Here is a 13,121-nt window from a genome sequence, read left to right on the forward strand (position 1 = left end):
ACGGCATCGCCGCCGAACTCGCCCTCGCCCGCGACCTCCTCACCGACCTCGGCCTGAAGGAGCTGCCGTGACCGCCCACGCCCCGGCGCGCCCCACCCCGCTCCTCGTCCTCGACGTCGTCGGCCTCACCCCCCGCCTCCTCGGCCACATGCCGCACCTGAGAGCCCTCGCCCGGTCCGGCTCCCGGGCGCCGCTCGGCACCGTCCTGCCCGCCGTCACCTGCGCCGCCCAGTCCACCTTCCTCACCGGCACGATGCCCTCCGAGCACGGCATCGTCGGCAACGGCTGGTACTTCCGCGAACTGGGCGACGTGCTGCTGTGGCGCCAGCACAACGGCCTGGTCGCCGGCGACAAGCTCTGGGACGCCGCCCGCAGGGCCCACCCCGGCTACACCGTCGCCAACATCTGCTGGTGGTACGCCATGGGCGCCGACACCGACTACACCGTCACCCCCCGTCCGGTCTACTACGCCGACGGCCGCAAGGAACCCGACTGCTACACCCGCCCCGCCGACCTGCACGACGAACTGACCCGCGAGTTCGGCACGTTCCCGCTCTTCCACTTCTGGGGACCCGGCGCCGACCTGGTCTCCAGCCGCTGGATCATCGACGCCACCCGGCACATCCAGCGCACCCGCCGCCCCGACCTGACCCTGTGCTACCTCCCGCACCTCGACTACGACCTGCAGCGCTTCGGCCCCGACGACCCGCGCTCCCACCGCGCGGCGGCCGACCTGGACGCGGCGCTCGCCCCGTTGCTCGACGACGCCCGGGCCGAGGGCCGCACCGTCGTCGCGCTCTCCGAGTACGGCATCACCCGCGTGTCCCGGCCGGTCGACATCAACCGGGCGCTGCGCCGCGCCGGACTGCTGGAGGTGCACACCCAGGACGGCATGGAATACCTCGACCCGATGGCGTCCCGCGCGTTCGCCGTCGCCGATCACCAGATCGCCCACGTCTACGTCCGCCGCTTGGAGGACCTGGCGGCGGCCCGGGCCGCGCTCACCGGCCTGCCCGGCATCGACCTGCTCCTCGACGACGAGGGCAAGAAGACCCACCATCTGGACCATCCGCGCTCCGGCGAACTCGTCGCCGTGGCGGAGCCGGACGCCTGGTTCACGTACTACTACTGGCTCGACGACGCCCGCGCGCCCGACTTCGCACGGCTCGTCGAGATCCACCGCAAACCCGGCTACGACCCGGTCGAACTCTTCATGGATCCCCTCGACCCCTACGTCAAGGTGAAGGCGGCGACCGCCCTGGCCCGCAAGAAGCTGGGCCTGCGCTACCGCATGGCGGTCGTGCCCCTGGATCCCTCACCTATTCGGGGCAGCCACGGCCGCCTCCCGGCGAGCGACGACGACGGTCCGCTCCTCATCTGCTCCACCCCCCGCGCTGTCGGCGACCGCGTCGCGGCGACCGACGTGAAAGCACTCCTGCTCCAGCTGGCCGGTCTCTCCTGACCTGCCACCAGTGAAGCACCCACCACTGACAACGGCCCCCGACCCAGAGGAGTTCCAGGCATGAGCCGCTTCTCCCAGCCCGACCCCGAACTCACCCACCGCATCGGCAGACGCGGCATGCTCGGCGTCGCCGCGGGTGCCACCGCCGCCGCCCTGCTCGGCGCGGCGGCCGGCCCCGCGACCGCTGCCACGCGAGCCACGGCGGCTACCCCCGGTACCGCCGGCGCGCCCGGCCGGGGACGCCCCGTCCTGCCGCCCGGCCGGCTCGGCATCCAGCTCTACAGCCTGCGCGACAAGGTCTCCACGCTCGGCTTCGGCCCCGTCTTCGCCGAGCTGGAGCGGTACGGCTACGACGAGGTGGAGTTCGCCGGATACACCCAGGGTTCCGCTGGCCCCATCACCCTCGCCCAGCTCAAGCGGCTGGCCAGGAACCACGGCCTGAACCCGATCGGCAGCCACGTCGGCTACCACTCCAGCGACCCGAACGCCTACACCTTCGCCACCAACCTCACCAAGGTCCTCGACGACGCCCAGGCCCTGGGCCTGAAGCACGTCGGCACCGCGTCCAACCCGTTCCGCTACGGCTCGACCGTCGACGCCTGGAAGCGTGCCGCCGAGGACTTCAACACCTACGGCGCCGCGGCGAAGGCGCGCGGCATGAAGTTCTACCAGCACAACCACTCCGAGGAGTTCTCCTTCGCCACGGACAAGCCGCACGTCCGCCTCTACGACGTGCTGCTCGCCGAGACCGACCCCGACCTCGTGTACCTGGAGATGGACATCTACTGGGCGTACGTCGGCCAGTTCCGCTTCTCCCGGCGGCCCGACGGCACCCCCGCCCCCTTCGACCCCCTCGACTACGTGCTGAGGCAGCCGCACCGCTACCCGCTGTTCCACGTGAAGGACGGGCTGAGCGACCCGTCGACCGAGCACGGCTACCGCATGGCCGACGTCGGTGACGGCGACATCGACTACCGGCGGTTCCTGTCCGCGGTCACCCGGCTGCGCGGCGAGCGGTTCGCCCACCACTGGCAGGCCGAGCACGACAACCCGGCCGAGTCGTTCACCTTCGCCCGCAAGTCCAGCGCACACCTGCACTCGCTGCGGGAGAAGTGCTGACCGCGCGCCCGCGCACCAGGAAGGGCCCTGTCCCGGAGCTCCGGCTCCGGGAAGGGCCCTTCCCGCGCCCGGCGCCGGCGACCGAAGGGCGACCACCCTGTGTCAGGTTCCCGTCACCGTAGGCGCAAGCCGTCGACAGTGCTCCCCTGCCCCCGGAAACCCGCCGGGCGGGACCAGGGACTGGCGGAGCGGCGGCACAGCCCCGGGACCGGCGCGAGGGCATCGTGGAGCCGACCACCGAGGCGCGCGACACCGACGAGTGACTCCTTCATGACCTACGGTGACGCCTTGCGTCGGGGCGGCCGTCAGCCGGTCCAGGCCCCGCCAGGGGGACGGATACGCAGGTGAGACGCACTCCGAAACCTTGGTATTGTTGTCCCTGTCGCCGCGGGGAACACCCCCGGCAAGGCGACGGACACCTTGTCCGGGTGGCGGAATGGCAGACGCGCTAGCTTGAGGTGCTAGTGCCCTTTATCGGGCGTGGGGGTTCAAGTCCCCCCTCGGACACAGATCGCGAAGGTGGTCGGGAGCGATCCCGGCCACCTTTTCGCGTTGCTCCAGTCCTCCAGTCCTCCAGTCCTTGCGTCGTCTCGTCCTCTCGCGTCGGGTCAGTCGAGGCCGAGGGCGTCCATGGTGTGCTCGGCCATGCGCCGCTCGCCGAGGGCGTTGGGGTGGACGGGGACGACGCTGGTGCCGAAGAGGAGCGGTTCGACCCACCGGGTGCCGGTGGGCTTGCACGCGTCGTGGCCGTCGGACACCCGGGAGAAGTCGACGTACGTGGATCCGGTCTCCTCGGCGGCGCGCTGGACGACGGCGTTGAGGTGCGTCTGGATGCCGCGCAGGTACGGCACGTCACCGGAGGCGATCGGGAGTTTCGCGAAGCAGCCCGGTTCGGCGGTGGCCGGGGTGATCCAGGGGTAGCCCAGGACGGCGACGCGGGCGCCGGGTGCCTTGGCGTGCAGGCGCTGCAGAGCGGCCTTGATCGCCGGATAGGTGTTCGCTTCGATCTGGTCGTCGAACGAGGTGCCGTGCTTGTCCTTGCACGGGCTGCCCTTGCCGCCGCTGAGCAGGCCCGCGGAGCCGCAGGCGGTGACGGCGTTGATGAAGGTGTTGTTGTCGTTGCCGCCGATGGTCAGGGTGACCAGGTCGGTGCCGTCGGTGACGGCGTCCAGCTGCGGGGCCACTCCCGGGTACTGGGCCTCGCTGAAGTGCTTGGTCTGGGCGCCGCCGCAGGTCACGTCCTTGAGGTGGGCGCCGGTCCGGGCGGCGATCACGCGCGGGTAGTTCGCGGTGGAGCGCAGGCAGAGCAGGTTGGTGAGGTCCACCGGGAGGACGCCCGAGCCGGCGCTGTAGCTGTCGCCGAGTGCGACGTAGTCCAAGGTCTGGGTGGCGTGGGCGCTGGTGGCGCCGGTGAGGCCGAGGCTCAGCACCCCGGCCATTGCTGACGCGCACATGACATATCTGATCGGCTTCGGCATGTGCTCTCTCTTCTCGGGGAAACGGGCGAGCGAGGGGGTGCCGTACGGCCGGGAACAACCGGGTGCGGGATTACCGATCGGTACTACCGATAAGTAATGTGAAGGCGCGTCACGCGGGCGTCAACATTGTTGACCGAACTTCTTGAAATGCCAACCGCCGCCCCCGGTTCGGCGGCCGACGACGGGCCACCCGGCGAGCGGGCCCCTATCCTTGCCGCCATGCCGCAGCCAGGACCCCGTACCGGCCCCCTCGCCGAACCCGGCACCACCACGCGCGAGGCCATCCGCTCGGCCGCCACCCGGCTGTTCCAGGAGCAGGGGTACGCCCGGACCACCGTCCGGCGGATCGCCGCGGCGGCCGGCGCCGACCCCGCACTGGTGATCCGGTACTTCAAGAGCAAGGAGCTGCTGTTCCTGGAGACGATGCACCTGACGATCGACGACGAGCCGCTGCTCGGCGTCCCGCTGGAGCAACTGGGGGAGCGGCTCGTCGAACTCCTCGTCGACCTCGACGGGGCCGCCCGGGGAATCTTCCTGGCCCTGGTGCACGGCAGCGACGAACAGCGGATCCAGCGACGTCTGAGGGACACCCACGAACAGGTGCTGATCGCGCCCCTGCGCCGCCGCCTGTCCGGGCCCGACGCCGACCTCCGTGCCCGGCTCGCGGCAGCCTTGGCCGCGGGGATGCTGTACGCGCTGTGGGTGGCCCAGGACGAGACGCTGCTCCGCACCGACCGCCCGGCGCTGGTGGCGCATTACGGCGCGCTCCTCCAGCGCGTGCTGACACCTCCCGTGTGAACTCGCCGGCCGGCCGCCCTCAGGGCCGACGCGCGTCCGGGAGGCGAGGGCGGGGGCGGCGGCGCAGAGTGAGGGGATGAGCGACCACGTACAGGCCGACGGCGGCCGCGGTGGTCCTGCGGCTGGATGTTCTGGGCGGCCCCGCACTGCCTGCACGGCAAGGCCGCCGAACTCGTCGCCCGGCACGGCGCCGTGGTGGTCCGGGGCATGACGGCGAACGAGTTCTTCCCCGGGCTGATGGCCCGGGCCGAGGCCCTGGGGCAGCGGGCGGAGCCCGCGCCGACCCGCGAGCTGTCCGTGGCCCGGCTCAAACGCGCGCTGCCCGACCCGGTGCGCCGCATCGACCTGCACGAGCTGGTGGACGCCGAGGCGCTGCGGGTCGTGGCACGCCTCTCGGACGGCGACCGGTACCCGCCGGGCGAGCGGACCCGGACGCGAAGGCCTACCGGGAGCTGCCGGAGCGGTACCGGAGCGACTGCGACACCCTGCTGCACCTGCTGGCCGTGGGCGCGTGGCGCGACGAGGGCGGGGCGCACACGCGGGTGTGGGTGCGGGCCCTGCAACGGCCGCTGAACGTACCCCGGGACGGCGGCGGACGGGACGACGCGCCGCACCTCTGCCCGGCCCTGCTCGCCCTGACCGCGGCCGGTGTCGGCGCCGTCCTGGCCGGCCGCGACGAGCTGCTCGGCCGGTTGCTCCTCGAACCGGTCCTGGCCCAGCCCTCCGGGTCCCGGCCGGCTCGCGGCGGGCCGCGGCCGAACTCAGGCCGGCCGTGCCGGCCCTGCGGACGGGGGAGGTGCTCGGCGCCGGGGAACTGCTCAACGCGCTGGTCGCCGAGCCGCATCCGCCGTCCCTCGCCGGGACGGCGCACAGCACCTGGCTGTGCGAACGGCTGCGGGACGTGCTTCGCCGATGAAGGCGTAGTCCACGATGGCACTGACCATTCCGGCGCTCCCTCACGTCGGCCGGCGCGAGGCGGCCCGGCCCCGGGGCGAGGGCGGGCACACGAACGGCCGAACGGCAGGTGTGGACGGTTGAGCGTTGTGATGGTCGAGCGATGCGTCACCGGGGCTGGGATGCCGGACGCACACAGGGCGCCCGGGGACGGGGCAACGGCCCGATCCTGCCCATGGGCACCTCCTTCACCGTGGCACAGAGTGGAGGCAACGGCTACTTGTCATATGCCAGAGGCCGGATGAGGCGTCGTCGGACCTGTGGGATACGGCCCGGTTCGCCCGCCGTTGCCGGCCGGTGGCGCGTGCGGCGGCACGTGTGGCTGCCTGGGTGCCGACGGGCGGGGTACACGTTGAGTAACGTAGTGATCACAGCGAATCGATTCGGCGATCGAAAGCGGGTGGGCATGACGCTCGTGCGGACCCTCGCGACGGACGACTCCGCGGAACCCCTGGTCTCGCCCGTCAGCTCGTACAACGAATGGGACCCGCTGGAGGAGATCATCGTCGGGCGGCTGGAGGGGTCACGGATCCCCGCCAATCATCCGGTGGTGAGCTGCAACGTGCCGCCGTGGGCCGCGCGCATGCAGGGGCTCGCCGCCGGCCGCCGCTACCCGCGCCTGCTGGTCGAGCGCGCGCAGCGTGAACTCAACGGTTTCGTCGGCTTGTTGGAGTCCCTCGGCGTCACCGTCAGGCGGCCCGACGCGGTCGATCACGGGCGGCGCTTCGGCACCCCGGACTGGTCCTCGCGCGGGTTCTGCAACACCTGCCCGCGGGACAGCATGCTGGTGATCGGCGACGAGATCATCGAGACCCCGATGGCATGGCCGTGCCGGTACTTCGAGACCCATTCCTACCGCGCGGTCCTCAAGGACTACTTCCGGCGGGGCGCCCGCTGGACGGCGGCGCCCCGGCCCCAGCTCACCGAGGATCTCTTCGAGGAGGACTTCCGGGTCCCGGGCCCGGATGAGCCGATGCGCTACATCCTCACCGAGTTCGAGCCGGTGTTCGACGCGGCGGACTTCGTGCGCGCGGGGCGGGATCTCTTCGTCACCCGGAGCAATGTGACCAACCGGATGGGCATCGAATGGCTGCGCCGCCATCTGGGCCCCGGCTACCGCATCCACGAGATCGAGAGCCGCTGTCGCACGCCCATGCACATCGACACCACGTTCGTGCCGCTCGCGCCCGGCAAGGTGCTGGTCAATCCCGAGTACGTCGACGTCGACCGGCTGCCCGGCATCCTGGACTCGTGGGACGTGCTGATCGCGCCCGAACCCACCCCCATCAGGGACCCGCTGCTCAAGCTCACCTCGATGTGCGGCAGGTGGCTCAGCATGAACGTGCTGATGGTCGACGAGCGGAGGGTGATCGCGGAGCGGCACCACACGGAGATGCTGCGTGCGCTGGAGCGTTGGGGGTTCGAACCGATCCCGTGCGACCTGCTGCACTACGCCCCGTTCGGCGGCTCCTTCCACTGCGCCACGCTCGACGTCCGGCGCAGGGGGACACTCGAGTCGTACTTCGACTGACGGGGCGCCAACTCTCCGCTGTCGGAGGAGTGCGGCGGACCTGGGGCGTCCCGGCGTGAGTTCGCGCCGCGGGCGCCTCTCCGTTGCGCTCCGAGCCGATGCGTTTCGGGTGAACGGTCAATCATCCAGGGGCTTCAGGGTGTCGTCCGGTCCGGAGTCCGGCATGTCCGACGGGTGAGAAGTTGAACTTTGGAATCAACTTTTTTGGGCGATTTCGCATAGTTTGTCCGAATCTGGTGAAGTGGTGTGTTGAAGGCACAGTGAAAGCCTCAAGGGAGATGATGCTCGTGCGTTCCCACGACAAGACCTTCGAAGAAGTCATCGAGATCCAGGCCGCCGACGTCGAGGCTGCTCTCGACCCGGCCGAACCGGACGGCGTCTACCGGGACAGCCGTGAGTGCGCCGCCCTGGCGGTCCTGGAAGGCGGGGGAAAGCTGCTTCTGTCCCCGCCGACCCCTCGCCCCAAGAAGGGCTGAGCGCAGAACAGGGGAACAGCTGAATGGAGCAGTCAGGCACTACGGCCCTCCTGCAGGGCGCGGTGCAGGATCTCGCCTCCGGCGTGGTCTCCGCCCTCCGTGGCGGAGACCACGTCACCGTCTCCGGAGCCATCGGTGAGGACACCCCCACGGCGAACCTCGTCCTCCCGGCCGTGCGCGTGCTCGGCGCGGACCTGCTGCTGCCGCGGGTCCTCTTCCGCAGCCAGCCGGACCTGGCGGAACTCGCCGTGTTCCGCAAAGCCGTGGAGTCCTTCCCGGCCCGCGCCGACGCCGCCCCGGCCGTACGGTGGAGCCACTGGGCCATGCGCCGTACGCTGCGCCGCTTCGAGGCCGCCCCGGACGGCGCACCCGGACAGGACACCGCACCGGACGTCGACACCGACTGGCTGGAGGGCGCCGGCTGGCAGTATCTGACCCACCAGCTGGCGGTCCTGGCCGCGCTCGCCGTCCCCGGCGAGGCCTGCGCGGTCACCGAGGTGGCGCGCAGCCGCCCGGTCGACGTGGCCCGGGGATTCGTCCGAGCGGTGCGCCGCCGGGACTGGCAGCAGGCCGCCGGTGCCGGACGCTGGCTCACCCTGCTCGACGGCGTGCCGGCCGAGCTGGGTCTGGAGACCGGGCTGGACTTCGTGGAGCTGATGGGCGGCGGCGATCCGCGGGTCGCCCTCCAGATCCAGGCCGCCCGGGTGATGCGCGCGGCCGGAGCCGTCGCATGACGGCCGTGGACGTGCGGGAGATCCGGGAGGTGGAGTCCGCCGCGCTCGCGTGGCTGTCCGCGCACCGCGGCGACTTCGCCCTCGGCGACGACACGCTCACCGCCGAGGGCCCGGTGAACTCCACCTGGAAACCGCTCGGCGAACTGGCGCAGGTGTGCACCACCGTACGGCTGCACACTCCGCCGTCGGACCCGCTGCACGACCGCGCCGCAGAGCTGCTGGACTTCGCCTGGCGGCAGACGGACCACGGTGAACGGTTCCTGAGCCTGCAGCGGCTGGAGCCGTTCGCCGCCTACCCGCTGGAGGTGTACTCCGTCTTCACCGCGGCCGGACTGCGCCACCCCGGATACGAGGCCGCCGCCGCGAGGGTGGCCCGCAGCCGGGGCTGGCGGCTCACCGAGCAGAAGCCCACCCGCCGGCTCGGCCTGCTGCGCGCCGAGCGGCGCAGCGGCATCCAGCGGCCGGAGGACCCCGCGCAGGCGCTGCGCGCCACCTGGCTGGGCGGCCTGGCCGAACCCTGGGCGTTCGAGCGCTCCGCGGGATACTCGCTCACGCACGTGGTGTTCCACCTCACCGACTGGGGCCGCGACCCCCACGGAGTCCCGCCGGACCTGGCCGGCTACCTGGCCGACTGGCTGCCGCCCTGGCTCGACACCTGCCTGGACGCCGGCATGTGGGACCTGAGCTGCGAGCTGCTGGCCGTCGCCGCCGGCCTCCCCGATCCGCCCGACCCCGCGCTGCTGCGCGACTCCTGGCCCCGGATCGCTTCGGCCTGCTACGACTCGGGCGCGCTGCCCGAGGAGGAACCGGATCGCGGCGCCGACGGCAGCCGGGGTCCGGAGCCCGACTTCCTGCACTGCTACCACTCCACCCTGACGGCCACCTTCGCGGCTGCCGTGACCCTGGCGCGCCTCACCGGAGGCGGCGGGAGCGACGGTCACCCGGTCGGCGCCCCCCTCCGCCGGCACGGCGGACAAGGAGTGCCCCGATGACCTCCACCCGTCTGATCCACAGCGTCGGTGTGCGCGCCATGGAATGGCTCTGGGCGCATCGTGACGGATTCCGCCTGGACGTCGACGTCGACCCCGACGTCGGCTTCCTGGAGCGGTTCAAACCGGTCGGCGAGCTGGCCCTGATCTGCAAGGTGCTGCTGCGCGAGGGCGTCGCGGGGTCGCGGCAGGCCGAGCTGGCGCGCCGGCTGATCGACCACACCTGGCGCGACACCCTCGACGGCGGGGGCATGCTGGTGCGCGGGCAGCGCATCGAGCCGATCTCGCCGATCCCGTTCGAGGTGTACCTCGCCTACAAGGAACTCGGCTACAGCCGGCCCGAGCTGGAGCGCGCCATCGTCCTCAACCACCGGCTGGAGAGCTGGACGTCCTACGAGGTGGCCCCGACCCGCCGCCTCGGCCTGTCCGCGTTCCAGCGCCGCTTCGGCCTCGTCCCGCGCCCGCCCGAGGCCGATCTGGTGGACACCACCTGGCTGGCCCGCACCCCGGAGCCCTGGACGGTCACCACGCGCATCGCCTACCACCTCACCCACACGGTGTTCCACCTCACCGACTGGGGCGAGCGTCCCGAGGGCCTGCCGCCCCGGCTCGCCGACTACCTCGCCACCTGGCTGCCGGCCTGGCTCGACGACTGGCTGGACCTGGAACGCTGGGACCTGCTCGGCGAACTCCTGGTGGTCGACGCCTGCCTGCCCCGCCCCACCTTCGACGAGCGGGCCTGGGAGGGCTTCGCCGCCGCCCAGCAGCCCGACGGCGCCATGCCCGCCGTGAGGTCCATGCCGGAGGGCGAGCCGGACGAGGTGTTCGACATCGTCTACCATCCGACGCTGGTCGCCGCGTTCGCCTCCGTCATGGCGACCTCCCGGGTCCTCACCGAACTGGCGCACACCGCGTCATGAGCGACCGCACCACGCCCTGGCCGGGTGACCCGGAGGAACCGGACCCCGCCCCGCCCCCACGGCCGGCCGCCGAGCCTTCCGACGCCGAACTGCGGGAGCGGCTGGCGGCGGCCGTCGACGCCGTCGACGCACCCGACGCCGTCTTCGCGGTCTCCCGCGCGGGGCGCCGCGTCGTGCACCGCGGCGGCACAGCCCCGCCCCCGCCGGTGCCCCGGGACGAGTTGCGCTACGAGATCGGATCGGCCTCCAAGACGTTCACCGGGCTGCTGCTCGCCCGGCTGATCCGGCGCGGCCTGCTGACCGGAGGCGAACCGGCCGCTGCCTGCCTGGACCCCGGCCGCCCCACCGGCACCGACCCGGTGACCCTCGCCCACCTCCTCACCCACACCTCGGGACTGCCCGCCCTGCCGCACGACTTCTACTTCCGCGGCCTGCCCGCCTGGCGCACCAACCCCTATGCCCGCTACCCGGCCGGCCGGGTGGCCGCCGCGTTCCTGCGGTACCGGCCCCGGCGCCGGCCCGGCACCCGCTGGCGCTACTCCAACTTCGGGGTCGCCGTGCTCGGGCACGCCGTCGCGGCGGCGACCGGCACCGCCTGGGCGGACCTGCTCGCCGCGCACCTGCTGCGCCCGCTCGGCCTGCACGGCACCGGCCTGCGGGCGGACGACTCGAAGAGCGAGGCCACCGGGCACACCAAGGACGGCCGCACACCCGTGCCCCCGTTCGACGCCGGAGGCTTCGAGGCGGCGGGCGCGATCCGCGCCACCCCGCACGACCTGCTGACCTTCCTCGAAGCGCATCTGGATCCGGCCGGGGCGGACTCGGAAGGCCCCGACGACCTGGTCGCCGCGCTGGGGGCCGTGCGCACGCCGGTGCTCCGCCGGGGGCTGGGGCACCGGCACGTCCACACGGTGGGCTGGTTCCGGCACCCGGTCGAGGGCGGCCCGATGTACTTCCACAGCGGGGCCACCCTCGGCCAGCAGGCGTTCCTCGGCTTACGGCCCGACACCGGCACGGCCCTGGCCGCGGTGTGCACCCGGCGCTTCCGGTACCGCGACCCGTTCGTCACCACGGCCTACGGGCTCCTCGCGGAGCTGTAGCGGGGACCGCCGCTACACCCGCTGCCACAGGGCAGGAGTCGCCTCCGGCGACCACACGCCCTGCGCCTGGTGCGGCTGGAGGCACTGGTAGCGCACTCCGGCGTGGGTCACGGTGGCCCCGGCGTCGTAGACCCGGCCCGTGGCCCACGCGTCCGCCGACGCGGTGCCCTGCGGGGTGGGCGCGGCCTGCGTGGACGCCGTCTTCAGGGTGAGACCGAAGGCGCTCAGGATCGGGTTCACCGGCTGGTAGAAGGTGGTCCCGCCGCTGGTGCAGTTGCCAGTGCCGCCGGAGGTGACGCCCTGCGCCTGGCCGCTGCCCGCGACGTACGGGCCCCCGGAGTCGCCGGGCTCCGCGCACACCGTGGTCTGGGTCAGGCCGTCGACGGTGCCCTCGGCGTAGCTGACGCTGGTGTCGTGTTGCTGGATGGTTCCGCAGTGCCAGCCGGTGGTCGAGCCGGACCGGCACACCGACGCCCCGACGAGCGCCTCGACCGACCCGTTGACCTGCACCTTCGAGCCGCCAGCCGCCTTGACGTCGGCGGTCGCCGTCCAGTTGGCGTTGACGGCCACGTGCGCCATGTCCTTGCCGGGGAACGTGGAGGCCTGGAAGGTGCCCTGGGCGGCCCCGTTGTACCCGGTCGTCCTGGCGCCCGGCCTGCCGCAGTGGCCGGCCGTGACGAAGCCCTGCTGCTGTCCCTTGGTGACGGAGAAGCCGACGGAGCAGCGGGCGAGGCCGTCGATGTAGAAGGCGTCGCCGCCGGTGAGGTTCTCGAACAGCCGCGGCCGGTTCGTCGTCACGCGGATGCCGACCTGCTCCGGCCTCAGCCCGGCCGCCCTGACGAAGGCGTCCGCGGCCGACCGGTCCGTGGCCTCCAGCACGACCCGGTTGCCCGGTACGTCGACGTACCACAGCGGGGTGTCGCGGGTGTCGGCGCGGATGGCCGTCTTGTCCAGCTGCGCCTTCACCGCTCGCAGCCCGGGCAGGGTGTTCCTGACGACCACGGCCTTCGCGCCCTCGGCCTCGATGGCCGCCACGCCGTCGGCACTGGTGGTCGCGACGGTCAGTTCCGCGGAGACCGTGCCGCGCAGCCAGGCACCGGCGAAGCGCTCGCCCAGCGCGTTGCGGAGCCGGCCCGCGCGAGTGCCGGCCTCCGCCTCGTTGACCAGCCGGGTCCGGGCCTGACTCGGGGTCAGCCCGAGGTCGCGCTCCAGCGCGAGGAGCACTCCCTGCGCCGGCTTGTCGGCGCCGAGGGTCTGCGCCGCCGACGAGGGGGACCCGGCGGACGGCTTCGGCTCGCCCGCCGCGGCCGACGGGAGCCCGGCGAGGACCAGCGCGCCGAGCACGGTGAGCGCGGCCCGGTGCCGGATGACGGTGTGTCTGTGGGCCATGCGGCCTGTCTCCTTCGCTCAGGGGGAAGCTGCCATGAGCTCTAGGACTTGCCGCAATCGGCCCCCGGCTATGTCGTCGGCGGCGGGCTTACGCGCTTTCGGTGACGCCAGGGGGCGCCATGTGCAGTACGCCGCGCCCGGGGTGCCGGGTGCGAGGTGCCGTGCCCCGGG

13 protein-coding genes and 1 tRNA gene are annotated in these 13,121 nt (G+C 72.6%); 12 read left to right on the forward strand and 2 right to left on the reverse strand.

Annotated elements, in window-relative coordinates:
* Positions 1 to 67 precede the first annotated feature (67 nt).
* From CCN42_RS14275 to CCN42_RS14285, 3 genes are all read left to right on the forward strand, one after another.
* A complete protein-coding gene (locus tag CCN42_RS14275; protein WP_086735932.1) occupies positions 68 to 1,462 on the forward strand; it encodes an alkaline phosphatase family protein in 1,395 nt (464 codons plus the stop codon).
* A gap of 60 nt (positions 1,463 to 1,522) precedes the next feature.
* Complete coding sequence (locus CCN42_RS14280; RefSeq protein ID WP_086735934.1) at positions 1,523 to 2,581, forward strand: sugar phosphate isomerase/epimerase family protein; 1,059 nt, start codon at positions 1,523 to 1,525, stop codon at positions 2,579 to 2,581.
* 422 nt (positions 2,582 to 3,003) lie between these two features.
* Positions 3,004 to 3,088, forward strand: a tRNA-Leu gene (locus CCN42_RS14285).
* A gap of 101 nt (positions 3,089 to 3,189) precedes the next feature.
* Here the strand turns inward: CCN42_RS14285 and CCN42_RS14290 are convergent.
* Complete coding sequence (locus tag CCN42_RS14290) at positions 3,190 to 4,059, reverse strand: SGNH/GDSL hydrolase family protein (protein WP_086735936.1); 870 nt, start codon at positions 4,057 to 4,059, stop codon at positions 3,190 to 3,192.
* Positions 4,060 to 4,278: 219 nt separating this feature from the next.
* Between CCN42_RS14290 and CCN42_RS14295 the strand changes: the two genes are divergently transcribed.
* The 9 genes from CCN42_RS14295 to CCN42_RS14330 all read left to right on the forward strand — a co-directional run bounded on the left by CCN42_RS14295 (position 4,279) and on the right by CCN42_RS14330 (position 11,561).
* Complete coding sequence (locus tag CCN42_RS14295; protein WP_086735938.1) at positions 4,279 to 4,857, forward strand: TetR/AcrR family transcriptional regulator; 579 nt, start codon at positions 4,279 to 4,281, stop codon at positions 4,855 to 4,857.
* A 126-nt stretch (positions 4,858 to 4,983) separates the two neighbouring features.
* Entirely contained in the window at positions 4,984 to 5,430 is a 447-nt protein-coding gene (locus CCN42_RS43745; RefSeq protein ID WP_211294705.1) for a hypothetical protein, read from the forward strand.
* A gap of 199 nt (positions 5,431 to 5,629) precedes the next feature.
* Complete coding sequence (locus CCN42_RS43750) at positions 5,630 to 5,773, forward strand: hypothetical protein (protein ID WP_211294706.1); 144 nt, start codon at positions 5,630 to 5,632, stop codon at positions 5,771 to 5,773.
* Positions 5,774 to 6,217: 444 nt separating this feature from the next.
* Positions 6,218 to 7,342 carry an amidinotransferase gene (locus CCN42_RS14305; protein WP_086735941.1) on the forward strand — a complete coding sequence of 375 codons (1,125 nt, stop codon included), beginning with the start codon at positions 6,218 to 6,220 and terminating at the stop codon, positions 7,340 to 7,342.
* A gap of 281 nt (positions 7,343 to 7,623) precedes the next feature.
* The gene (locus CCN42_RS14310; RefSeq protein WP_086735971.1) at positions 7,624 to 7,818 is read left to right on the forward strand and encodes a hypothetical protein; all 195 of its coding nucleotides are present in this window, start codon (positions 7,624 to 7,626) and stop codon (positions 7,816 to 7,818) included.
* 23 nt (positions 7,819 to 7,841) lie between these two features.
* On the forward strand, positions 7,842 to 8,552 hold the full coding sequence (locus tag CCN42_RS14315) for a hypothetical protein (RefSeq protein ID WP_086735943.1): 711 nt from the start codon (positions 7,842 to 7,844) through the stop codon (positions 8,550 to 8,552).
* Complete coding sequence (locus CCN42_RS14320) at positions 8,549 to 9,544, forward strand: DUF6895 family protein (protein ID WP_245877278.1); 996 nt, start codon at positions 8,549 to 8,551, stop codon at positions 9,542 to 9,544. The genes CCN42_RS14315 and CCN42_RS14320 overlap by 4 nt, the downstream gene beginning before the upstream one ends.
* Positions 9,541 to 10,461, forward strand: coding sequence for a DUF6895 family protein (locus CCN42_RS14325; protein WP_086735945.1), 921 nt, complete (start codon positions 9,541 to 9,543; stop codon positions 10,459 to 10,461). Before CCN42_RS14320 ends, CCN42_RS14325 begins: the two co-directional genes overlap by 4 nt.
* Positions 10,458 to 11,561, forward strand: coding sequence for a serine hydrolase domain-containing protein (locus CCN42_RS14330; RefSeq protein WP_086735947.1), 1,104 nt, complete (start codon positions 10,458 to 10,460; stop codon positions 11,559 to 11,561). Before CCN42_RS14325 ends, CCN42_RS14330 begins: the two co-directional genes overlap by 4 nt.
* A gap of 12 nt (positions 11,562 to 11,573) precedes the next feature.
* Here CCN42_RS14330 and CCN42_RS14335 read toward each other — a convergent pair whose 3' ends face one another.
* Positions 11,574 to 12,950, reverse strand: a complete 1,377-nt coding sequence (locus CCN42_RS14335; protein WP_086735949.1) for a trypsin-like serine protease — start codon at positions 12,948 to 12,950, stop codon at positions 11,574 to 11,576.
* Positions 12,951 to 13,121 lie beyond the last annotated feature (171 nt).

Origin of the sequence: Streptomyces glaucescens (assembly GCF_002154375.1) — a bacterium.
In the GTDB taxonomy this organism is placed as follows: domain Bacteria; phylum Actinomycetota; class Actinomycetes; order Streptomycetales; family Streptomycetaceae; genus Streptomyces; species Streptomyces glaucescens.